General features: G+C 41.5%; 22 protein-coding genes. 10 read left to right on the plus strand and 12 right to left on the minus strand.

The genetic code is table 11. From position 1 onward, the window contains the following. Nucleotides 1–161 precede the first annotated feature (161 nt). Nucleotides 162–1,028: an alpha/beta hydrolase gene (locus ACE01T_RS13325; protein ID WP_180174534.1), complete on the minus strand. Its 867-nt coding sequence runs from the start codon at nt 1,026–1,028 to the stop codon at nt 162–164. 268 nt (nt 1,029–1,296) lie between these two features. On the opposite strand from ACE01T_RS13325, the gene ACE01T_RS13330 reads away from it, so the two are divergent. After that, nucleotides 1,297–1,656: a YMGG-like glycine zipper-containing protein gene (locus tag ACE01T_RS13330; RefSeq protein ID WP_086197247.1), complete on the plus strand. Its 360-nt coding sequence runs from the start codon at nt 1,297–1,299 to the stop codon at nt 1,654–1,656. Nucleotides 1,657–1,706: 50 nt separating this feature from the next. On the opposite strand, the gene ACE01T_RS13335 is transcribed toward ACE01T_RS13330, so the two are convergent. Further along, entirely contained in the window at nt 1,707–2,192 is a 486-nt protein-coding gene (locus ACE01T_RS13335) for a PaaI family thioesterase (RefSeq protein WP_180043493.1), read from the minus strand. Nucleotides 2,193–2,311: 119 nt separating this feature from the next. Between ACE01T_RS13335 and ACE01T_RS13340 the strand changes: the two genes are divergently transcribed. The 5 genes from ACE01T_RS13340 (at nt 2,312) to htpG (ending at nt 8,227) form a co-directional block, all read left to right on the plus strand. Further along, on the plus strand, nt 2,312–3,181 hold the full coding sequence (locus tag ACE01T_RS13340) for an alpha/beta fold hydrolase (RefSeq protein ID WP_180043490.1): 870 nt from the start codon (nt 2,312–2,314) through the stop codon (nt 3,179–3,181). Nucleotides 3,182–3,310: 129 nt separating this feature from the next. Further along, on the plus strand, nt 3,311–4,723 hold the full coding sequence (locus tag ACE01T_RS13345) for a Na+/H+ antiporter family protein (RefSeq protein ID WP_180043488.1): 1,413 nt from the start codon (nt 3,311–3,313) through the stop codon (nt 4,721–4,723). 301 nt (nt 4,724–5,024) lie between these two features. Then, a complete protein-coding gene (locus tag ACE01T_RS13350) occupies nt 5,025–5,687 on the plus strand; it encodes an OmpW/AlkL family protein (RefSeq protein ID WP_180043486.1) in 663 nt (220 codons plus the stop codon). A gap of 182 nt (nt 5,688–5,869) precedes the next feature. Then, nucleotides 5,870–6,214, plus strand: coding sequence for a lysozyme inhibitor LprI family protein (locus tag ACE01T_RS13355; RefSeq protein ID WP_180082282.1), 345 nt, complete (start codon nt 5,870–5,872; stop codon nt 6,212–6,214). A gap of 93 nt (nt 6,215–6,307) precedes the next feature. Next, entirely contained in the window at nt 6,308–8,227 is a 1,920-nt protein-coding gene (htpG, locus tag ACE01T_RS13360) for a molecular chaperone HtpG (protein WP_180082281.1), read from the plus strand. A gap of 94 nt (nt 8,228–8,321) precedes the next feature. On the opposite strand, the gene ACE01T_RS13365 is transcribed toward htpG, so the two are convergent. From ACE01T_RS13365 to ACE01T_RS13385, 5 genes are all read right to left on the minus strand, one after another. Further along, a complete protein-coding gene (locus ACE01T_RS13365; protein WP_180082280.1) occupies nt 8,322–9,440 on the minus strand; it encodes a hypothetical protein in 1,119 nt (372 codons plus the stop codon). A gap of 85 nt (nt 9,441–9,525) precedes the next feature. Continuing rightward, nucleotides 9,526–11,013 (minus strand): hypothetical protein, encoded by a 1,488-nt coding sequence (locus tag ACE01T_RS13370; RefSeq protein WP_180082279.1) that lies wholly within the window; start codon nt 11,011–11,013, stop codon nt 9,526–9,528. Between the two features lie 15 nt (nt 11,014–11,028). Then, a complete protein-coding gene (locus ACE01T_RS13375; RefSeq protein ID WP_180082278.1) occupies nt 11,029–11,208 on the minus strand; it encodes a hypothetical protein in 180 nt (59 codons plus the stop codon). 354 nt (nt 11,209–11,562) lie between these two features. Then, nucleotides 11,563–11,751: a hypothetical protein gene (locus tag ACE01T_RS13380; RefSeq protein ID WP_395519432.1), complete on the minus strand. Its 189-nt coding sequence runs from the start codon at nt 11,749–11,751 to the stop codon at nt 11,563–11,565. 239 nt (nt 11,752–11,990) lie between these two features. After that, nucleotides 11,991–12,206, minus strand: a complete 216-nt coding sequence (locus ACE01T_RS13385; RefSeq protein ID WP_180082276.1) for a hypothetical protein — start codon at nt 12,204–12,206, stop codon at nt 11,991–11,993. Between the two features lie 241 nt (nt 12,207–12,447). Between ACE01T_RS13385 and ACE01T_RS13390 the strand changes: the two genes are divergently transcribed. Then, entirely contained in the window at nt 12,448–12,648 is a 201-nt protein-coding gene (locus ACE01T_RS13390; protein ID WP_180082275.1) for a dodecin family protein, read from the plus strand. A gap of 84 nt (nt 12,649–12,732) precedes the next feature. Here the strand turns inward: ACE01T_RS13390 and ACE01T_RS13395 are convergent, their stop codons facing one another. Next, a complete protein-coding gene (locus ACE01T_RS13395) occupies nt 12,733–13,434 on the minus strand; it encodes a DsbA family oxidoreductase (RefSeq protein WP_180082274.1) in 702 nt (233 codons plus the stop codon). A gap of 246 nt (nt 13,435–13,680) precedes the next feature. Here ACE01T_RS13395 and ACE01T_RS13400 point away from each other — a divergent pair, with 246 nt between their 5' ends. Beyond that, on the plus strand, nt 13,681–14,940 hold the full coding sequence (locus ACE01T_RS13400) for an OmpP1/FadL family transporter (RefSeq protein ID WP_180082273.1): 1,260 nt from the start codon (nt 13,681–13,683) through the stop codon (nt 14,938–14,940). A gap of 218 nt (nt 14,941–15,158) precedes the next feature. Beyond that, nucleotides 15,159–15,908: a hypothetical protein gene (locus ACE01T_RS13405; RefSeq protein WP_180082272.1), complete on the plus strand. Its 750-nt coding sequence runs from the start codon at nt 15,159–15,161 to the stop codon at nt 15,906–15,908. A gap of 95 nt (nt 15,909–16,003) precedes the next feature. Here the strand turns inward: ACE01T_RS13405 and scpC are convergent, their stop codons facing one another. The 3 genes from scpC to ompR form a co-directional block, all read right to left on the minus strand. Then, complete coding sequence (scpC, locus tag ACE01T_RS13410; protein ID WP_166168528.1) at nt 16,004–17,521, minus strand: succinyl-CoA:acetate CoA-transferase ScpC; 1,518 nt, start codon at nt 17,519–17,521, stop codon at nt 16,004–16,006. A gap of 205 nt (nt 17,522–17,726) precedes the next feature. Beyond that, entirely contained in the window at nt 17,727–19,187 is a 1,461-nt protein-coding gene (locus ACE01T_RS13415) for an ATP-binding protein (protein ID WP_086197230.1), read from the minus strand. Between the two features lie 260 nt (nt 19,188–19,447). Beyond that, a complete protein-coding gene (ompR, locus tag ACE01T_RS13420; protein ID WP_180082271.1) occupies nt 19,448–20,212 on the minus strand; it encodes an osmolarity response regulator transcription factor OmpR in 765 nt (254 codons plus the stop codon). 335 nt (nt 20,213–20,547) lie between these two features. Between ompR and ACE01T_RS13425 the strand changes: the two genes are divergently transcribed. After that, a complete protein-coding gene (locus tag ACE01T_RS13425) occupies nt 20,548–22,911 on the plus strand; it encodes a Tex family protein (RefSeq protein ID WP_180082270.1) in 2,364 nt (787 codons plus the stop codon). Between the two features lie 50 nt (nt 22,912–22,961). Here the strand turns inward: ACE01T_RS13425 and ACE01T_RS13430 are convergent, their stop codons facing one another. Further along, nucleotides 22,962–23,087 carry a hypothetical protein gene (locus tag ACE01T_RS13430; RefSeq protein WP_395519433.1) on the minus strand — a complete coding sequence of 42 codons (126 nt, stop codon included), beginning with the start codon at nt 23,085–23,087 and terminating at the stop codon, nt 22,962–22,964. Between the last annotated feature and the right edge of the window lie 166 nt (nt 23,088–23,253).

The following is a 23,253-nucleotide window of genomic DNA, read 5'->3' on the forward strand; positions in this document are numbered from 1 at the left end:
TAAAAGTGTCTAAGGCCATAAACATAATGTCCATTTAATAAATAATGGACACTATCGGGATATTGAGAAAATAAGAAAAGTGGGGTTCAGCGGACGCTTACTTTAAAAATAAGATCTTGTATGCTCAAATCATTTTTAGGTTAAATGAGATTGAAATAAGCTCATTTCTCCGTAGCGGAATGGCTTTGTATAAATAAATTCACCGCTTGGGTATATGTATTATTTTGCCCAAGTGACTGGTTGATTTCTCTGTGTGAAAGTGGAATAGGCAATAGCTGGGTTTTGGTTCCTGATTTTTGTGCTTGCTGAATAAATTGCTGTGCCTGTATACATGGTTGGTCTGGCCGAATTGTGGAACAAACAGCGAGAAATGCCGGTAAAGTTTGGTGTACTTGAGATATAGGAGAAAGTGCTTTCCAGTTTGATGGCTGATTACCAAAGGCTTGATCATAAAACCGTGCATGTCGAGTTTGCATAATAATTTCGACATTATAGGCAGCACTGTCTAAAGCCACTGTAGCACGCCAGGGCTGAGGCTGCGATGTCAGCCAGAGGGGGCGTGTAGTGAGTAGGCTGACTAAGTGTGCACCTGCTGAATGTCCCATCAGAACCAAACGTTTAGGATCAGCATGCCAATTTGCAGCCTGTTTCTGGATATAAATAAGTGCTTCTGCAATATCTTGGGTTTGTTGTTGTACGCTGACCTCAGGAACCAATCGATAATTGAGGGAAATAAATACCCAGTTTTGTTTGGTCCAATATGCCACTTTGTTTTTGACTACAGCCGCATTATTTTTATCTCCAGTGGTCCAGGCTCCTCCATGTACCATCACAATTAACGGTGTCAGCGTTTTATCTGGGAAAGCTTTGATGGGGAAATAGATATCCATGACCTGTTGAGCATGAGGCCCATAAGCAATATTTTTCAGGACTTTGGTTTTATTCATTAAGCTTGTATCAGAAGAATCCGGATAGGCCGATGAATTGTAACAGAACAATGTAAATATCAAGCAAAGGCGTTTTTTCATTCTCGTGATCCTTCCCATTTAAATAATATTAAATAAAGCCGCTGTGTTATTTAAAATTTTTCTTATAAAGTTATGTATCGATGGGAATACTTTAACTGATTTCTGATTTCGAACAATCGATCTTCCACATGCCGAATCGATTTTTTGGTAATTTAATTAAAATTAAATTACAACATTCAACATTAAAACTTGGAAAAGTAACATTACGCGGATATTAACTTCACACTCATGACGTATGCTGTAACAAATAGCCAAAAGGACATATCTCATGAAAAAGTTAATGAGCGTGATGGCAATGGCAACCCTGTCGACTTTTATGCTGGCAGGGTGTGATTCTATGTCTCCAAGAGAGCAACGTATTGGCGCAGCTGCACTTGGTGGTGCGGTTGGTGGTGGTGTAGGGAATCAGGTTGGTGGCGGTATCGGTGCAGCTGTCGGTGGTGGTGCCGGTGCAGCAGTAGGCAGTAAAACCCAGGGTGGTTCTAACCGTAATGCGACCTATAGTGGTGTCGGTGGTGCTATTGGTTCTGCGGTGGGTAAAAGTATCTTTGGGGGGAATGCCGGAGCTGCCATTGGTGGTGCCATTGGTGGTGGAGCAGGTGCAGCCATTGAAGAGAAAAAACGTTAATGAAGTTTAAAAATTTGATAAAAAGCGCTTGTTAATCAGGCGCTTTTTTGTCAATTATGGCTGGCCTTTGGTTTTTTTCGGCGGATATAGATGGTTTTTTCTACCTCGGCAATCCGTACGCCCGATTCATCAAAAATATTTACATGATAGTTTCGGTATACCGGGGCGTGATTTTCAGCAAGTCGCTTAATCTGGTCAATTTCTGTTGGATCGAGACGAATATCGGCATACACCGTACCACGACCAGGTGAGAGAAATTGTATGGATGCAGATTTATCCCACACAATGTATTTTGAACCCAAATGATGCATCAAAATCAGCATATATAAAGGATCGACCATTGCATATAAACTGCCGCCAAAATGTACACCGACAACATTTTGATTTTTACGGGTTAAAGGCATTTTGATGCGAATATGGTAATTCGCCAGATCCACCTTATCGATTTCAATCCCTGCACCGCGGTAAGGTGCATAGCGATTTAATAAAAATTTAGAGATAGCAGGAATTGTCTGTAGTTTTTTGAAAAGGCTCATTTGGGTCAATTATTATTTTTCGGCTTCAGAACATACTAAAACACAATGATCAGGCTGGCATTGATCGGATTGCCCAGATTCTGCAATAAATAGGCAATAAAAGAATAGGATAAAAATATATGCAAGCACAAACACAATGGGTGACTACTTCAGATCAGCAGCGGCTTTATGTGAAAACATGGGGCAATGAGGCAAACCCTGCTTTAGTCCTGGTTCATGGCTATCCGGATAATCAGGAAGTTTGGGAGCTGGTCATTCAGCAGCTGATTCAAGATTTTTATGTGTTGAGCTATGATGTACGCGGTGCAGGGAAATCCTCCATTCCGAAACGGATTCGTGACTATCGGCTGGAACAGTTATCTTTAGATCTGGAAAGTGTGGTCAATACCGTATTGGAAGACCATCCTTTTCACTTGGCAGCACATGACTGGGGTTCAATCCAGTCTTGGGAATCGGTGACTGAGCCGAAGTTTCGGGGGCGAATTTTATCTTATAGTACTATTTCCGGGCCCTGTCTGGATCATACCGCTTTCTGGATGCGTCAGCAATTTAAACAAAATAAGCCCAGGTTTTTTAAACAGCTGACTAAATCCTGGTATATCGCGGTGTTTCAATTGCCCTTGTTGGCGCCAGTCATCTGGACTTTATTTACGCCTGAAAAATGGGACAAAGTTTTGCAACAGTTAGAGCAGCAAAAAGATTTACCTTTAAACAGCCATATTGCTGCAGATGGAAAACATGGTATTGGACTGTATCGTGCCAACTTCATCCCACGTTTAACCCAACCACGTCAGCGTTTTGCTGTTTGTCCGGTGCAGGCGATTGTGCTGAAAAGAGACAATTTTGTCAGTCCGGAACTGATTGATGAAATGCCGAAATGGGCAGAAAATTTTCAGCATGTAGAAATAGATGCTAACCATTGGGCAATATTGAGCCAAGCAGAGTTGGTCGCAGAATATATCAAAAAATTTGCGCTAAAAAATAATTGAACAATTCTTTTTGATATAAATTTTAATTAAAATCAATTTCTTGTTGTTTTTTGACTGAGCCGATTTATTTACAGTTTCAAAAGGGTGCATCTGTTAAAATAACGGCTTTTTATCTTCCTTAAAATTTTCATGAATGCAGTAGTAATTGCGATTGCCGTGATGTTTATACTCTCACTGGCACGAGTTTCTGTTGTCTTGACTTTGGTCATTTCAGCGATTATTGGTGGCTTGGTTGCAGGTCTAAGTTTGTCGGATACTGTAACTGCATTTAATGCGGGTCTGGGTGATGGGGCAGAAGTTGCCCTGGCTTATGCGGTATTGGGTGCTTTTGCTTTGGCCTTGTCAAAATCAGGCTTGCCTGATCTTTTGGCACATAAATTAATTGGTTTGCTGGGTGCGGAAGCCACGCATCAAAAAACCAGAAAAGTAAAATATTTACTGTTAAGCATTTTACTGGTTGCAGCCATTTTTTCTCAAAACCTGATTCCTGTGCATATCGCCTTTATTCCGGTCTTGGTTCCTCCTTTACTTAAGGTTATGAATCACATGAATTTAGACCGTCGTGCGGCAGCATGTGTACTGACCATGGGGTTGGTCGGAACCTACATTTTCCTGCCAGTCGGTTTTGGTTCCATTTTCCTTGAACAAATTTTGATGGGCAACATCAATAAAATTGGTGCAGCCTATGGCTTGCATGTAGAGCGCTGGATGATGCCGATGGGGATGGCTATTCCGGTCATTGGCATGCTGATCGGTACGTTGACTGCTGTATTTTTCAGCTATCGCAAACCACGTCATTATATTGATCGTGCGGTTGCTCGTGTGACCACCATCGATCTGGACAAGCCAATTCGTGCGGGCGAAGTGAGTCTGCAAGCGGATGCCGAAGAACTCAAACATGAAGCAGAACAAGCGCCAGTCATCGCGAAAAAAACCATCTTTATGGCACTACTCGCGATTTCCTTGACTTTGGTTGCCCAGCTGTATTCAGGCTCGATGATCTTGGGTGGACTGGTCGGTTTTGCGGTACTGTCTGCTGCGGGTATCTTCAAATGGCAAGAGGCCGATGATGTCTTCGTTCAAGGCATGCGCATGATGGCATTGGTCGGCTTCATTATGATTTCTGCGGCTGGTTTTGCTTCGGTGATGACGCATACTGGTGACATCAATAGTCTGGTGAATGGGGTAGTGCATCTGATTGGTGACAACAAAGCCTTGGCTGCATTCCTGATGCTGTTTATTGGTTTGTTCGTAACCATCGGGATTGGTTCATCATTCTCCAGTGTACCGGTATTGGCAGTGATTTATGTACCGCTGTGCATACAATTTGGCTTTTCTCCATTGGCTACTGTGGCCTTGATTGGTACCGCAGCAGCATTGGGTGATGCCGGCTCTCCAGCTTCAGACTCAACTTTAGGTCCAACTGCAGGTCTGGGTGTAGATGGTCAGCATGATCATATTTGGGATACGGTCGTTCCAACATTTATCCATTTTAATATTCCATTATTGGTATTTGGCTGGATTGCTGCAATGGTACTTTAATGAATTTTTAATTCATTTTATTGCTTATTTTAAAACATGTATTTAAAATAAATGTTATTAAATAATTAATATAATAAAACCAAGCAATATACTTGGAATATAATCATTAATCTGATTAACATGGTTGGTATTAAAAAACCAACTATGTTGATCTGATTAAAATAAATAACTAATATTTTCAATGGTTTAAAAATAAATAAATTTAAAATAATTAATGGCTATTGCATATTAATAATAGGCATGTTTATTATTAATTAATGTTTAAATTTTGTAGTAATTATCCTTCTAGAGGTGATTTAAAATGTTAAAACAAGTTGCTCTTATCGCGTTAATGGGGATGTCTGCTTCTGCAATGGCAGGTAACTGGCAGGTTAAAGTTGGTGCTTCAGCATTAGCTCCACAAAATGATGATAACGGTACTTTAAATGTGCCTTTAGCTACTGGTGGTTCAGCAGCATTAAAAGCACAAGTAAGTAATGAAGTTAACTTCACTCCATCTGTTGAATATTTCTTTAATAATTCACCAATTTCAGTAGAGTTATTGCTTGCATTGCCTTTTGAACATGATGTAAACGTTGGTCCAATTGAAGATGCTGCTTCATTCAAGCATTTACCACCAACCATTACAGCAAAATATAATTTTAAGAACTCTACTCGTTTCACACCTTACATTGGTGTAGGCGCAACTGTGGTTATTCCTTGGGATGAGCAATTATCTCAGACTACTAAAAATGTAACTGGTGCAGAAAGTTTAGATGCTGATGTAGCATACGGTGTTGCTGGTCAGGTCGGTTTTAATTATCAACCAGCTGATGCGAAAAACTGGGGTGTTTTTGCTGATGTACGTTATGCGGATGTGAAAACTGAATTAACTGCAAAAACACCAGATGGCACTAAAGTAAGTTTAGGTGACCTTGAAGTTAACCCTTGGGTTTACACAATCGGTTATAGCTACAAATTCTAAAATAAAAATAGATATAAAATAAAAACAATAAATCAGCGCCAAAATCCCCATCTCTGATGGGGATTTTTATTTCATCATTCAGTCACAATAAAGTACAGAAATTGAGCACTTTTATCCTGTTTCATCATTAAAAATGCGTTTAAGTTGAGAGTCTACAATAAGCTAAAAAAGCAGGAAAAATCATGAAATTATTCATTGTATGCAAAGTGGTCTTTTTTAGTCTTTTAAGTGGATCGGTGTATGCAGCCAGTTTTAATTGTGACAAAGCAGAAACGTCAACTGAACATGCCATTTGCGAGCACCGTGCCATTAATGATGCTGATGTCAAAATGGCCACCACCTACAATATTATTAAACGTTTGGTGCCGATGGGAACACGCGGGGTAATTCAGGATGAGCAGGTCAAATGGTTACAGTTGCGCGACCAATGTGGCAATTCAAGCCGCTGTTTAAGCGAAGTGTATAAAATGCGCCAACAAAAGCTGAATCTGTATATGGAGCGTGTGTATCAACAAGGGCCTTTCTAAGAAAAATTTATTTGACCCTATTGAAAAATCTTTAACTTACTCCATTCATTAAGCATCCAATAAAAACCGTGTAACGAATTTAAGGAGTGATTTATGAGCGAACAAAGCGCACAAAAACATAGTTTCCAGGCTGAAGTCGCACAGTTATTGCATTTGGTGACGCATTCTCTCTATTCAAACCCTGAAATTTTTCTGCGAGAACTGATTTCGAACGCTTCAGATGCCTGTGACAAGTTGCGTTTTGAAGGGATTAACCATCCTGAATATTATGAAAATGACCCTGACTTGCATGTACGTGTCAGTCTGGATAAAGAAAATAAAACCATCACTATTTCCGACAACGGTATTGGTCTGACTCAACAAGAAGCCATTGATAATCTGGGCACCATTGCCAAATCGGGCACCAAGGACTTCATGTCTAAATTGTCCGGAGATCAAAAAGCGGATGCGCAATTAATTGGCCAGTTTGGTGTCGGTTTTTATTCAGGTTTTATTGTGGCTGAAAAGATTACCGTGGAATCGCGTCATGCTGCTGCTGATGTCGCTGACGGTGTACGCTGGATTAGCACTGGCACAGGTGATTTTGAAGTTGAACAAATCAATAAGGCTTCACGTGGAACAGACATTATTTTGCATTTGCGTGACAATGCACTGGAGTATTTAGAATCTTATAAAGTTAAGCAAATCATCAATAAATATTCTGACCATATTAGCCTGCCAATTGAAATGCAAAAAGAAATCTGGCAGCAAGAAGAAGCCGCTGAGGGGGAAGAAGCTAAGCCAGGTCAGATGGTGAAAACAGATGAATGGGAAGCTATTAACTCTGCCAGCGCACTTTGGACCCGCAATAAAAACGAGATCACTGACGAGCAATATACCGAATTCTACAAGAATCTCAGTCATGACTTTGATGCACCTTTGGCCTGGACCCATAACCGTGTAGAAGGCAGCACGGAATACACACAATTGCTTTATATTCCAAGCAAGGCGGCAAGCAATCTCTTTACCCGTGAAGCCAAAGCCGGCATTAAACTGTATGTCAAACGCGTATTTATTATGGATGAAGCGGATAACCTGATTCCAAACTACTTGCGTTTTGTGCAGGGGGTGGTAGACAGTGCCGATTTGCCGTTAAACGTGAGCCGTGAATTGCTGCAAGAAAGCCGTGACGTGAAAACCATTCGCGAAGGGAATGCACGCCGTGTGCTGACCATGCTGGATGCTTTGGCGAAGTCTGAAGATGAAAAAGACCAGGAGAAATTCAAAACGTTCTATGCTGAATTTGGTTCGGTGATTAAGGAAGGTCTGGGTGAAGACTTTGGTAACCGTGAACGGATCTTAAAATTATTACGTTTCTCGACTTCCAGCAATGATGAAATTTCAACTTCATTGGCAGATTACAAAGCACGCATGAAAGAAGGGCAGAAAGCCATTTATTACGTGACTGCGGAAAGCCTCAGTGCTGCGAAGAATTCGCCACAGCTGGAGCTGTTCAAGAAAAAAGGCATTGAAGTGCTGTTAATGGCGGATCGTGTAGATGAATGGGCGATGGAGTTCATTCATGAATTCGACGGAACGCCAATGCAAAATGTGTCCAAGGGTGCAGTAGACTTGGGTGATTTGCAGGATGCTGAAGAGAAGAAAGCACTGGAAGCAGCAGCTGAACAGTTTAAGCCTGTGGTGGACAAGCTCTCCGATTCTCTCAAAGCAAAAGCCCAACAAGTGCGTGTGACGACTCGTTTGGTCGATTCACCTGCCTGTCTGGTAACAGGCGAGGGTGAGCTGTCTCCACAATTGATTCGCATGTTGAAACAGGCTGGTCAGGCGGTTCCTGAATCAAAACCGATTTTAGAAATTAACCCTGAACATCCGCTGGTGAAAAAGCTGGAAGGATCGAACCAGTTTGATGACCTAGCCAATGTGATTTTTGACCAGGCAGTGATTGCAGAAGGCGGTTTGCCTGATGACCCTGCAGCCTATGTAAAACGTATTAACAGTTTATTGCTGAAATAAGTCCTTTTCGCATTAAGCAAAAAACCTCCTTCGGGAGGTTTTTTATTGCAGAAAATAGGCATATTGATGGATCAACTTGTTATATTGCCCAACATTAGAACAATGCTTCCATACGCACTAATACACCGAGGAAATGGCTGCGATCTTCACGATGGTCATTGAGATAGTTTAAATCGCCCTGTAGAAAAAACCATTCACGCACAAAAGGTTGCCGCCATGAAATATAGGGTCCCCAACTGTTCAGGCGAAGGTCGTTATTATTATAAAAACCGCCGGTATATAAGCCATAAGCAAAACGGTTATTCTGGAAAAATTGATGTTGTCTGAATAAATAATTATCCCAAGTGACATCGTCATCTTGTTTGTCTGCATAGGTCAGGCTGAGCTGATTGGATAAAAATGGCTGATTCGGTCGTGCATGGGTAAGTTCCAGATTGGTTCGCAAGTAGTTTTCACTATCTATGCCATAGCGGTAAATCTGTTCGGCATGAAATCTGAAATCATTTTCCAGTTGCCAGTCTCTGGACGCTTTAAGTCGTACATAAATATCATCCCCTGAACGAATCCCCAAATCCAGATCGGTTTCAAAAGGCAGCCGTTTGGAAAAATCCGACCAACGCAGGGCCAAGGAACTGTTACTTTCTTGTGTTCGTTCACGGTCTAAAGCTTTACTACTGGTGCTACCTGGATTTTCATCGGTAATAGCAACATTATTGTTCAGTTCGTTATCTAAAGAGTCATCACCGAATACCAAACTGATTTTACGTTCCAAGGTTGGAAGTTTAATTTTTCCGCGCAGACGTGGGCTAACTTCATAACCATCATGTTTATTCCAGCTGTTATCGATAATCAGGCGTAGGGTTGCTGAAGCTGGATCATTTGGATCGGGTTGCCCAAACCATTGATCTATTTTATGGGAGCTACGGTCTGTCCAGTTGCGGATTTCATGTTGTTTACGGTCTAGCCAGCTTTGTTTTTCAGTGGCCTGGATCGGAGGGACAATCACTGCATCTGACTGTTGCGGTAAAACTGTCGGCATCGCATCAATCAGGCTTGGAATCTGACTGAGCAAATTAAAATCTGTTTCTGTTGCGTTAAGCTTTTGTTGATCAACCCCGGTTTCAGCTGAGTTTGACCAGCTGACAGTAGACATGAGTCCAGAGATCAACACACATAAGAGGGGGCTTAATAGAGATAATTTTTTTTTCCGCATATCCTTGCTCTTATATTGTCTGATGATGACTAGTCTGGTAAAAAATCACACTAAAAAGCAAGCTCTTGCTACAAAAAATAAAAACTTAATTTGAAATATGCTTTTGAATCTCTTTATATAATTCCCGGCAATTAATCGGGGAACTGAATTGAGCAGTAATCATCTGAATCATTTGCCAGCTAATGCCATGATGGCGTTCCAATAAAAAATAAGGATAGGCCGATTCATTCTGTGACAGGGCTAAACGTTTGTGCCCATGAATAAGCCGTATTTTTTGCCGTTCTTTGAGTAAAAGTAGCGGTGTTTTAATATCGGCGGCACTTTCATCCAGCTTAATAATTTTTTGGGTTTGAATCAGTTGTGCAGGAATAAATGGCATATAGTTTTCATCATGCCAGATGCAAATGGCTTTATGCGTATAGACATCAAACAGGGCTTCAATAGAGTTAAAATGATCGGCCAGGTCTATCCAGGGAATTGTCTTGATTGCAGCCAGGGCATATTGCTCAGCATTATTCAATAATGGCATGAACTGCATGGCCTGCGCCTGGTTTTCTGCACCCAGTAATGCCAAATATCGAACAAAACAACCTTGCTGATTGATCTGCTCTGCCAGATAAATTGGGTAATGCTGCCATTTTTCCAGGTCTGCACCATGTAACAGTAAATCTAGATACGGGGCAATTTCTAGCAGGCTGGGAATGTCTAAACGATATAGCTGCTGTAATGAGGCTTCTTCGCCAGGTAGCGAATGAATACGGGCGACATATTGATTGAGTTCCAGGGTTTCTGCAACATCTTTGATGATAGATGACGGAGCCGCCGTATTCTCTATATCGGTGTGGGCGAGCGTAGAAGCCGCCATCGGTAGATCAGGTTCTACAGCTGAAGACGGTTGCTGAATCTCGGCAGGCTGCTGGCTTTGCTGCGCAGATGTTTCAGTGGCTATCGGCTCTTGATCTGAATACAGCTCAGTTATGGATAAATCCATTAAATTGGATTGTTCATGTTCAGCAATGGTTTCAAGCTCATCAGCAGCTACAGTTAGATTTGTCTTAGTCTCGGTTAAAACACTCGTTAGCTTTGGTACAATCAAATTTTGAATCTGTTTGAGTTCATAGTCTGTTTTTAGGCAACCATAGTTCTGTTGTTGTTGCAGCATCCAGTGATAGGCATCCTCCAGATTTTCCCATTCGCTGATCAGGGCTGTACGATTTGCTGCCGGAATTAACCAGATTTGCCAACCGAGTTGAGCATCATGCAAAATAGCCCAGCCAAAATCTGGATGTTGATAAAGGGCTTGCTCTAGCGCTTTACCTTGCTGAAATACGCCACGAAAAGAGAGCTGAAACAGGGTTTGAGCGGCGAAATCTGTAGCTGCTTTTTCGGGCTGGCTATGGGATTTAAATTGTAAAATCTGTTTTTTAAAAATCGGTTCATCACATAAAGCAAAAATGTCTTTTATCCGGGCTTTTGAGCTGGCAATTTCAAAGAAAGATAAGGAACGTTGTTCCAAGCCATCGATGAGTTGATTTAATTCGTGAATCAGCTTGGCTTTTTCTAAGACATTCATGTGCTGATCTCACCTCTAGAGATGCTTTTGCGCTTTTTCTAGATAACTTGCCAATACGATATTAATCGCGAGTTCAAGTAACTTATATTCTGCAGACGTGGGCTGGGAGTAATGCTCAGCAAGCATGATCAACTGATCGGTTTTGATCGTTTGCGGAGAAATCTTGCCTTGAATCAGTGCTTGAAGTTCTTGCATATACACACTTCTTCTTGAGTGAATTATTTATTTAATTGTTTTGATTATATGTATTTAGTAAAAAAAAGCATGAAAAAAAATGTCAGTTTTTGAGTATTTATAGACATAATTTGCAAAAAATGTAAATTTTAAATAAAAAATAAGCAATTTTTTGGCAGGAGAGAGCAGAAATCTGCTGATCAGGCTTTAGCTGTCCTGTTATTTTGCAAAGAAATGGATAAAAAGAAAGTAATGAAATGACAGATTAAAACGATGTTCTGATCGAACATAAGCTGGTGAACAAAATGCCAATTTATGCTGATAAAAAAACCAGACCACATTTGTTTTGTCTGGTTTTTTTTATGGATTTTTAGATTAGGCAGCTGTTTTAGATGCAGTCACACTCTGTATCTCAGTTTTAGCAACAGGTGCTTTTTGTTCAGCATTCACGGTTTCTGTTGCTTTGCTGACAGGAAAATCTGGGGTATAAACAATTTGAGCAGAAAGGTTAGCAGAGCAAGCCACAATAGCAACAGCGATAAGAGATTTAATCAGGTTCATCATCATTTTCCTTTAGTGAAAGGATGTCTGCTTCATTCAAAAATGAAGCAGGCAAGGAGAGAAATAAAAATAAATTTCATGTGAATGATATCAAGAAGTGATTGAATCAAGTAAGGAGGTGAGAGCAAAAAAAGATGAACGGTGAGTTTAAAATATTATATAAATCATATATTTAGAGTTTTTGCTCTAAGACAGACTGTCTGTTAACAATCTGTCTTAACTGCTTTGAAAATATATAAAAATTATTTTGCATGGCATTTATTTTGGTATTTTTTTTCGTAAACTTTTCCCGCCACACCTCCAATAATGGCACCACTAAACGTACCGAAAACGGGTAATACACTACCAGCCACTGCGCCAATCAGTACACCTTTGAGCGTGGGTGAAAAAGGAGATTTTGCAGATGTGCTTTGTTTTGGACTGGTATCAATCATCGGATCTTGTATTTCAGTGTTCATATTTACCTCTATAAATTTCATGATTAGGAACTCAGATATTCCGCATATTAGCCTAGCGAATTGTGCTTTTAATTGTGTCCAAACCTTGTATAGATAAGTTGTCTTTTGTAAGAGGTTCAAAGCAAATAAGGGTATTGTGACCCGGCTGTAAGTTTTTGCGCTGTAATGTTAAAACTCACTTTTTTGTTTAGAAAATGTCCTATGATCTGGACTCAAAATAATAAAACCTGAGGTAAAAACAATGGCTATCGCAAAAGTGGTTGAAGTGAATTCAAGCAGTAATAAAAGTTTTGAAGATGCTATTCAAAGTGGCATAGATAAAGTGATCGAAACAGTGAAAAATGTGCAGGGTGCATGGATAAATGAACAAAAAGTGGTGATTAAGGATAATAAAATTACAGAATATCGGGTGAATTTAAAAATTAGCTTCTTGGTTGACTGAATTGAATAGATCAATGAATCTTAAAATAAAAAATCCCCAAGGACTGGGGATTTTTTATTGACTTGCTGTAGTTAAGACTTCAGCTTATTTTTCCGGAACATCACACTGATCTTCTTTACAGATTGCGCTATCTTCAGCAACTATGTTGTCTTGTTGAGGTGCTTCAAGGGCTTTTTTCATCACCTGTAAAAATACTTCACGTGGCTGTGCACCCGCGAGTGCGATCCGTTGATCAAAGACAAAGAAGGGTACCCCGGTCACTTTGAGCTGATCACGTGCTACTTCTTCATCAAATTTGACAAAATCTGCAAATTCGTCTGAATTGAGCACATCATCTACTTCAACCGGATTTAAGCCAATACGGGCTGCAACATCTTCCAGGGTTTCACGTTCACCAATGGCTAAACCTTGGGTCATATAACTATAGAAAAAGGCTTCTTTGGCTTCGGAACCCAAGCCTTTGCTTTGTGCCAAATGAATAATACGGTGAGCATTGAAGGTGTTGCCTGAATTGGCATTTTCCCAATTGAACTGAATACCTTCTTCTGCAGCCATTGCGGCAATATTGCGCTGCATTTCTTCAACTTCAGTCAGAGTACGGCCGTATTTTTGCGCCAGACGTTCAGAGTTGGATACTTCTTGGCGAACAGGTGCTTCCCGGTCAAGTTCATAACTATGCCAATGAACTTCAAGTTCTAAACCTGCCTGTTCAGCAGCAGCTTCCAGACGTTTTTTACCAATATAACAAAATGGGCAAACTACATCTGACCAAATATCTACGCGCATGAGAGTTCTCTTATCTTTTCTTGCTTCTATTGATGGGGATAGAGATTAAAATTTAAAGCATCTAAAAATGAAAAATCATGAATTTATCAAATGGTATAAAACATATAGGTTTAAGGATAGATTGAAACTTAAAGAAGCGGGGTTCTTATGAAAAAATCAAATAAGCAATTCCATTTTAATTAGATTACAAGCATTACTATAAACAATATTATTAAAAAATATATTATTATTTAATCAATTGTTAGCATGAATATTCACACTTCTCCCCGTTTTTTAGCTGCTTTATTGCCATTGATCAGTACTCCTGTATTTGCAACAACTGGATATTTTATGCATGGTTATGGCATTAAGGCTCAAGGGAATGCTGGAGCCTCTGTTGCACATTTTCAAGATGCATTGACCATTGCAAATAACCCGGCAGGGTTGAGTTGGGTGGGCTCAAGAATCGATATTGGCGCTACACTTTTTGCTCCTGATCGCTCAGCAGAAATAGTGGGGAATGCTGTACCTGGTGCCAATGGTCATTATGATGGCAATGGTCGAAAGTATTTTGTACTTCCTGAACTTGCCTATAACCATCAAGTGAATAATCAAGTTAATTTGGGGATCGCTATTTATGGCAATGGCGGTATGAATACCGGCTATAAGCAAAATCCATTTGCTGCATTTGGAAATCAAGGCAGTGCGGGTGTGGATTTGTCACAGGTGTTTATTTCTCCTGCTGTCTCTTGGCAATATGCGAAAAATCAATCGATTGGGGTTGCGACCAATATCTTGTATCAACGTTTTGAAGCCAAAGGTATTAGCGGTTTTGCGGGTCTTTCTGTCGATGGCAATAAGCTCAGTAATAAGGGTAAAGACTCCGCTACAGGCGTTGGCGTACGTGTCGGTTGGGCTGGGAAGTTCTTTGATGAGCGTTTAACTCTAGGTGCAAATTATAGTTCTAAAATTGATGCAGACCGTTTTGATCAATACAGTGGCTTATTTGCACAACAAGGTGATTTTGATGTACCTGAAAGTTACGGTATTGGTGCAGCCTATCAGCTGACAGCAAAGTTGAACGTGGCTGCTGATGTGGAACGTATTAACTATTCAGATGTCGGTTCGGTTGGACATGCGATTAATCCGCTATTCCAGGGGCATGCCTTTGGGTCGGATCAAGGTCCAGGCTTTGGCTGGAATGACATTAACGTGTATAAAGTTGCAGCAAGCTATCAGGCTCATCCAAAATTAACTTTACGTGCCGGGTATAGTCATAACGACCAGCCCATTTCGGCGGATCAAACCTTCTTGAATATCTTGGCACCCGGGGTCGTGCAAGATCATTTGAGCGTAGGTGCAACCTGGAATGTAGATGCTCATCAAGAGCTCAGCATTGCATATACCCATGCTTTAGAAAAAGAAGTAAAGGGCAGTGAGTCCATTCCTGCAAACTTTGGTGGTGGTGAAGCGAATTTGACAATGAGTCAGAACATTTTAGGCTTGGCTTATGGTTATAAGTTCTAACCTGAGGCTTTCAAAAGTTGCGATAAAAGCCCTTTTCATCGGGCTTTTTTAGCTATGCGGTTTAATCTTCAATGAGCCATTTTCTTAAACAAGACATATGGACTTGATTTTAACTCATTTGCTGTCCTGCATACTTTGTGTCCTTATTGTTTGATAAATGAACGATTTAAGGCTGAATCAAGTTATGATGTGAAAAAGGCGGTATAGGGGAGTCTGGTATGCCCAGAATTTTTCTCATCTTGGCATTGGCAACATGCAGCGTATTTGGCTGGATGTTGTATCAATATTCGGTCCAGCAAAAGGAACTCAGCCAACTGCACAGCTACCAAACGGTATTGTATGAAAAAGCCGAACTCATTTATCAGCAGGCCCAAGACTGGTCTAAGCCAATCCAGATCAATGTTTCAGATAATCGTCTGCAGGGCGATTATAAAGTGATGGCAGATTTTGTGTTGAGTGAAATGATTCAAAATGCTGAAGCAAGAAATCAGTATTTGCGCGAGCTGAAAGCGATTCACTGGGATCAGTTTTTAAATATCGACCGTTTAGACCAAGACCGCGAGCAGAAATATGTAGAAACCGAGCAGATGTTGCAGCAAGCACATCTGCTCGCGAACCACTATCAGCAACAAACCCTACAGCGTGAACAAAATACCTTAGCCCGTGCTAAACAATTATCGATTAAATCGCATCTCAGGCATCAGCTCACCGATAGCTTGCGTGAAAGCCGGGATAGTGATCAGACCCACGCTCTATTTGCTCTGGAGCTACAGGTTCTAGATAAGGCGGATGCATTATTCCAGATTCTTAAAAATAATCAATGGGAGAAAAAGAACAAGACCTTTATGTTTTATCAGGATCAGCCCCTCAAGCAGTTTAATGATTTGTATAAGCAGATTCTGCAGTTAAATGCAGAAATAGAAAAAATTAAAAAGCAAAACCGTCAGGCGGTTGAGCAGCGTTTATAGATTTTGAGTTTCAACTGGGGGATGTCAGCTAAAGCAGCAGTTTAAAATAAAAAAGCGTACCGAAGTACGCTTTTTTATACTATTGAGTGAGGCGATTAAGCACTTTTCTCTTCAGTCTGAGCAGCAAGCATATGGCCGGTTTCTTCGAAGTTTGAATGCCAAGACAGCGCTTCACGAAGAATGTGTGGAGTTTGACCACCTTTAGCACATGCACGATCAAAGTAATCGTTTAGAGCATCACGGTACATTGGGTGAGCACAGTTGTCGATAATCACACGCGCACGTTCACGAGGTGCTAAACCACGTAAGTCAGCAAGACCCTGTTCAGTTACCAGAATGTCTACGTCGTGTTCAGCATGGTCAACGTGAGAAGCAAATGGCACCACAGAAGAAATGTCACCGCCTTTAGCGATAGACTTAGTCACGAAAATTGCCAAGTGGGCATTACGTGCGAAGTCACCAGAACCACCAATACCGTTCATCATTTTGGTACCGCATACGTGAGTTGAGTTTACGTTACCGTAAATATCGAACTCTAATGCAGTGTTGATACCGATAATACCGAGACGACGAACCAGTTCAGGGTGGTTCGAAATTTCTTGTGGACGAAGCACAAGTTTGTCTTTGTATTGTTCAAGGTTGTTAAATACTTTTTCGCCATATTTAGCAGAAAGCGTAATTGAAGAACCTGAAGCAAATTTCATTTTGCCTGCGTCAATCAATTCGAAGGTACAGTCTTGAAGTACTTCTGAGTACATGATCAAGTCTTCGAAGTTCGAATCTTTCAAACCGGTCAATACTGCGTTGGCAATCGAACCGATACCTGCTTGTAATGGACCAAGATTAGAAGGAAGACGGCCTTCTGCCACTTCTTTTTCAAAGAATGCGATCAAGTGGTTCGCAATGCCTTGAGTTTCATCATCCGGTGCAGTCACGGTAGATGGAGAATCGTGGTATTCGCTGTTGAATACGATACCGACAATTTTTGCAGGATCGATATTGATGGCTGTTGTACCAATACGCTCATCCACTTTAGTCAAAGGAATAGGTTGACGTGTTGGACGATACGTTGGGATGTAGATGTCGTGTAAACCTTCAAAAGCAGGGCTTAAGTTGGTGTTGATTTCTACAATCACTTTTTCAGCGAAAATAGCAAAGCTAGCAGAGTTACCCACAGATGTGGTTGGAATAATGCCGCCATCTTCAGTAATGGCAACAGCTTCAATCACTGCTACATCTGGCTTTTTAAGTTGCTGGTTACGCATTTGTTCAACAGTTTCAGACAAATGCTGATCGATGAACATCACTTCGCCTTTGTTAATGGCTTTACGTAACGTATTATCTACCTGGAACGGTAAACGGCGAGCAAGTACACCAGCTTCAGTTAACTGTTTATCTAAATCGTTACCAAGACTTGCGCCTGTAATTAAAGTAATTTTCAAAGGATTGGTTTGAGCTTGTTTTACCAGTGCCAGGGGAACAGCTTTTGCTTCACCTGCACGAGTAAATCCACTCATACCTACAGTCATACCATCTTGGATAAAAGTAGCAGCTTGTTCTGCGCTCATGACTTTGTCATGAAGTGACGCTAAACGAATACGATCTAAAGACATGGTCTACGCTCAATTCTTGTTCAAAACTGGACGGATTGTACCGTCCAAAAAACAAATTGTGCATGCCTGTTAGGCTAAGGTCTAATTTTTTGAAAAAATGTGGGTATAACGAATTTTTATGGTTTTTAATGCCTTGATTTTAATAGTGTAAAAACCAGGGGGTTAATCATTAAACAAAACTGTTTGTTGATTAATTGATCAAAGCTTAAAAGTGTCCCGTAATCGTTTGTTTAATTTTTTCTAAAGTGCCTTGCGGGATATTTTCCTCAACTTCATCATGCAGTAGAGGTAAAGAAATCAGTGCTTCCAAACCGCCTTGCGGGCGATTTTGAATGGTAAGCTGTCCTTGATGAAGATCAACAATACGTTTTACGATGGCCAAACCTAAACCACTGCCCTGAATGGTTCGGGCTTCATTGCCGCGCACGAAAGGTTGCATCAAATCTTCAATTTGGTCTTCAGGAATACCTTCGCCATGGTCGGCGACACGAATCAGCAGGTGATTGTTTTCCACTTTGGCGGATAACTCGATCGGTTCGGCGCCATAGCGTTTGGAATTGTTAATCAGATTACCAATCAGGCGCTTTAAAGACTGGCTACGTGCTTGAATAATTGGAACTTCCTCAGCTTCAAAACGCACGTCCAGCGGCTTGAACTGAATGACCAGTTCCTGTAACAGCATATTAATATCGGTGTCCTGAAGTTCTTCATCAGAGCCATCACGCATGTAGGAGATGAACTGGTTCAGGATGGCATCCATATCTTCGACATCATAAATGAAGCCTTCTTTCAAAAAGTCATCATCGGGCATCATTTCTGCACTTAAGCGGATACGGGTTAGCGGAGTACGCAAGTCGTGCGAAATCCCCGCCAGCATAATACGGCGGTCACGTTCAGTCTGCTCCAGCGTATAAATCATATGATTGAAGGCCTGATTGACTTCACGAATCTCTTGTGGCCCATGATTGGTTTCCAGATAGGGTGCTGAGCCGGTTTTGCTATAGTTGTTCGCTGCATCCTGCAAACGGCGAAGCGGGCGGTTCAACTGGCGAACTAGAGTCAAAATGATGGCAGCAGCAATCAGTGGAATACCAACTAACCAGCCATAGATCAGTTCGGGACTATAGTTGGCATAGGTTTTTAAAGGTTCACGGACCCAATTTCCGTTCATTTCTGGAGTCTGAATCCAGATACTGGGACTGGGTTTAAACTGGAAATAAACCGTTACATTTTCAACTTTCAGTTCTTTTGCCAGCTTTTTTTCTATTTGATTGGTAAAAAACTCGGCAATCACTTTGTCTCTTACACGGGGATATTCTGCGGGATTGGTAATATATTCAATGCCGACCCGATTTTTGAGCCATAAATCGGCATCCACTTCGGCATTATTATGAAAAATACGTAAGTCAGGATTGTTTAGAATTTCCAGCTCGACCCCTAAATAGCGGGCATGCTGCTGAATTTCAGGAAGGTAAAGCGTACGCCAAAAGAACCACAACGACATAAATAAACTGAAAAACACAACGAATAACACCAGCACGGTGGTACGCATTGCAGCAGAACGCGGCTTAATCTTATCCAGAAAGCGTTCCCAGCGGGTTCGCTTCTTTTCTGAATAAGCTTCGTAATCAGTAAATTTTTGCGGGTCGATGGGTTCGAGTTTCACGCCAGCTTCCTGTGGGCATTTTTATTTTTGAAAATCGGCAGTGATGTTCTTGGCTGAGTCTTACTGCTTTGACATTCAATTGAAGGATTTGCTTAAGTTACTTTTTTAAAAAATGAGTAACACTCTTACGCAAGAAAACTTTTGCCATTCGCTGAACTCGCCATCATTCATCTATAAATTCTGTTGAAGGATGGCTCAAACAGCAGCGAATGGCTTTTCCGGACAAGTGTTTGAGTTTGTCTTATCCGATAAAAATTGGCTTATTCAGCACCATCTGGAACAAACACATATCCTACGCCCCAAACCGTTTGAATATAACGCGCACGGGCAGGGTTTTCTTCCACCAGACGACGTAAACGTGATACCTGAACATCAATCGAACGTTCCATCGCACCCCATTCACGGCCACGTGCCAAATTCATCAACTTGTCACGGGTTAAGGGTTCACGTGGATGTTGTACCAGTGCTTTCAGTACCGCAAATTCGCCCGTGGTCAGCGTGACCACCTGGCCTTCACGGGTCAGGGTGCGGGTCGACAAATCCAGTGACCAAGGGCCGAAGCTCACGACTTCCATTTGCTGGCTTGGTGCACCCGGGACTTCACGAACTTGGCGGCGTAATACGGCACGAATACGTGCGAGCAGCTCATTCGGGTTAAACGGTTTAGGCAGGTAATCATCAGCACCTGCTTCCAGGCCGGCAATACGGTCAGAATCACTGCCACGGGCAGTCAGCATGATAATCGGCGTATCGATATTGGATTGGCGTAAACGGCGACAAATACTTAAACCATCTTCAACAGGAAGCATAAAATCGAGCACGATCAGGGAGAAAAGTTCGCGCTGCAATAAACGATCCATTTGCGTTGCATCGTGAGCAGTTTTGACCACGAAGCCTTTATCTTCTAGAAAACGTTGTAACAACGTACGTAAACGCACATCATCATCCACAACGAGAATGCGCTCGACGCGATCAGGGTCGTTTTGTACTGGATCTGTTTTTTCAGCAGGTACCACTAAACTCATGATGTGCTCCTTTATCTTTATTGTCATCGTAAACAAAAGTTCGGATGATCTTGAGTATACGATTCATTTGTATCTGTTTACTATGCTCTAAAGCAACAAATATTGCAGATAAAATCAAGACATAGATACCAAATATATACATCTAAATTATCGCTTATCCTGCTGAATATGTAGAGTTAAAATCTACTTATCACCTAATTTTGTCGCAAATTCTAAAAAAACTGTGAATTGGCAATACTGACCACTGATAAATTTAATCAAAACAGTTGTGGATTTTATGGTCTTGGTCTTTATAATCATGCCATTTAGTACTTATCCTTGTGGGATCAAACACGATGACTGACTTAGTTCAGCAGTTGGCAAAAGAAATTGCCGTACGTCCAAATCAAGTAGAAGCTGCCATCAAGCTGATTGATGAAGGTGCAAGCGTTCCATTTATCGCACGTTACCGTAAAGAAGTAACCCAAGGCTTGGACGATATCCAGTTACGCCAACTCGACACCCGTTTATCGTATTTACGTGATTTATTTGAACGCCGTGAAAAAGTAATTGAATCGCTGAAAGAACAAAATAAATTGTCAGACGATTTGTTGGCACGTGTAAATGCTGCTGAAACCAAGAATGCTTTAGAAGAACTTTATGCACCGTACCGTCCAAAACGTACCAGCAAATCATTTAAAGCCAAAGAAGCGGGCCTCGGGCCAATTGCTGAAAAAATCTTCAGCGAGCAAGTTGATCCTGCGGAAGCACTCGCTGGCTTTAGCCATGAAGATTATCCGGATGTGGAAAGCCAGTTGGATGCGATCCAGAACATCCTGATTGATGACTGGGCACAAAATATTGCCTTAACCACTGAACTTAAAGCGACATTTGCCAAAACAGCTGTATTGAAAAGTCTGGTCGCCAGTGAAGAGAAAAAAGAAGTCGGTAAAAAATTCCGTGATTACTTCAATTTTTCTGAAAACTTAAACAAAGTACCTTCCCACCGTTTATTGGCCATGCTGCGTGGCCGTCAGGAAAATGTCCTGGGCTTAAAAGTGGATGGTGAAGACGATGCACCACTTGCACGTATTGAAACTGAATACAATCTCGACACGGTTCAACCGCAAAGCCGTCAAGATTACTTGAAGAAAACTGCAAAACTGTTCTGGTTAGGCAAAGTCCGTCCACAAATCGAACATTCATTATTGACTGAAAAACGCTTGGCTGCTGAAGCAGAGGCGATGGAAGTCTTTGCTGAAAACCTGCGTCATTTATTGCTTTCTGCTCCTGCGGGTGCACGTTGTACCTTAGGTGTAGACCCGGGAATTCGTACCGGTGTGAAACTGGCTGTAGTGAACCAGTCAGGCGATGTGGTTGCGCATAGCATCATTTATCCGTTTGCACCAAAAGAAGATAAAGCAGGTTCAATTGCAGAGCTTGCCCGTCTATGCCGTGAATTCAATGTTGACCTGATTGCCATTGGTAACGGTACTGCAAGCCGTGAAACCGAAGCGGTTGTGGCTGAAATGATGGCTCAAAATGCTGATTTGAAATTGACGCGCGTTTCCGTCAGTGAAGCTGGGGCATCGGTTTATTCGGCATCGGAACTGGCTTCACAAGAACTTCCAGAACTTGATGTTTCAATTCGTGGCGCAGTTTCAATTGCACGCCGTTTACAAGATCCATTGGCTGAGCTTGTGAAGATTGATCCGAAATCGATTGGTGTAGGCCAGTACCAGCACGACGTAAATCAAGCTGGTTTGGCAAAAACGCTGGAAGCTGTGGTTGAAGACTGTGTGAACTCGGTGGGTGTAGATGTGAATACAGCATCTTCAGCAATCTTGGGTTATATCGCAGGTTTAAATAAATCGATTGCTCAACAGATTGTTGATTTCCGTAAGGAAAATGGCCGTTTTGATAACCGTCAGGCACTCAAAAATGTACCACGTTTAGGCGAGCGTACTTTTGAACAGGCGGCAGGTTTCTTGCGTATTCAAGATGGTTCTGAACCGCTGGATGCATCTGCTGTTCACCCTGAGTCTTATGGCTTGGTAGAAAAAATTGTTGCAGCAAAAGCCACTACGGTAAAAGACATTATTGGTAATTCTGAAATCATTCGCCAGGTGAATGCCGAAGAATTTGCTGATGAGCAATTTGGTTTGCCTACCATTCAAGATGTATTGGCTGAACTTGAAAAACCGGGCCGTGACCCACGTCCGGAATTCCGTACTGCCAAGTTCCGTGATGACATCACTGAAGTGTCACAATTGACTGAAGGCATGCAGCTGGAAGGCGTGATTACTAACGTAACTAACTTCGGTGCCTTTGTAGATGTAGGTGTACACCAAGACGGTTTAGTCCATATTTCTGAACTGGCGAATGAATTTGTATCCGATCCACACAAAGTGGTGAAACCGGGTCAGATCGTGCAAGTACGTGTGCTCACTGTCGATGCTGAACGTAACCGTGTGAACCTGTCGATGCGTCCTGAAGGTTCGGAAGCACCGGCTAAAGCATCACGTCAGCCACGCCGTGACAATGCTCAGAATGAACAACGTGGTGAACGTAAGCCTCAAGCTAAACGTCCACAGCATGCACGTCCTCAAGGCGACCGCCCACAAGGTCATAAAAAGCCTCAAGCGGCTAAACCACAAGAAAACAAAATTGGTGGTTTAGGTGCGTTGTTATTGCAAGCCGGGATTAAAGGTTCGAAATAATCCTTGATTCATAATAAAAACCTCCCAATTGGGAGGTTTTTATTTGATTTTTACGAATTAATGATTGGCACAATCCAGCTACAGATAATCAGAATAATACCCAAATGACCCAACTTACGCGTGATTTTTTCTATCGTTGAAACCCGAACAGCAGGCTGCTGAGAAGCGTTTTTCATTTTTAGCGATGCCAGAGACTTATTGAAATGTAGGAATACGCCTAAATCGATACAAATTAAAATAACCTGAGTTCGATATAAAAAAAGAGTAGAAAAAAAGCCCTGTTTTTGTAACATATTGGTTCTCAAGACAAAATGTTATAAAACAAGGCTTCTCAATGGATCA

Origin of the sequence: Acinetobacter uliginosus, assembly GCF_044130295.1 — a bacterium.
In the GTDB taxonomy this organism is placed as follows: domain Bacteria; phylum Pseudomonadota; class Gammaproteobacteria; order Pseudomonadales; family Moraxellaceae; genus Acinetobacter.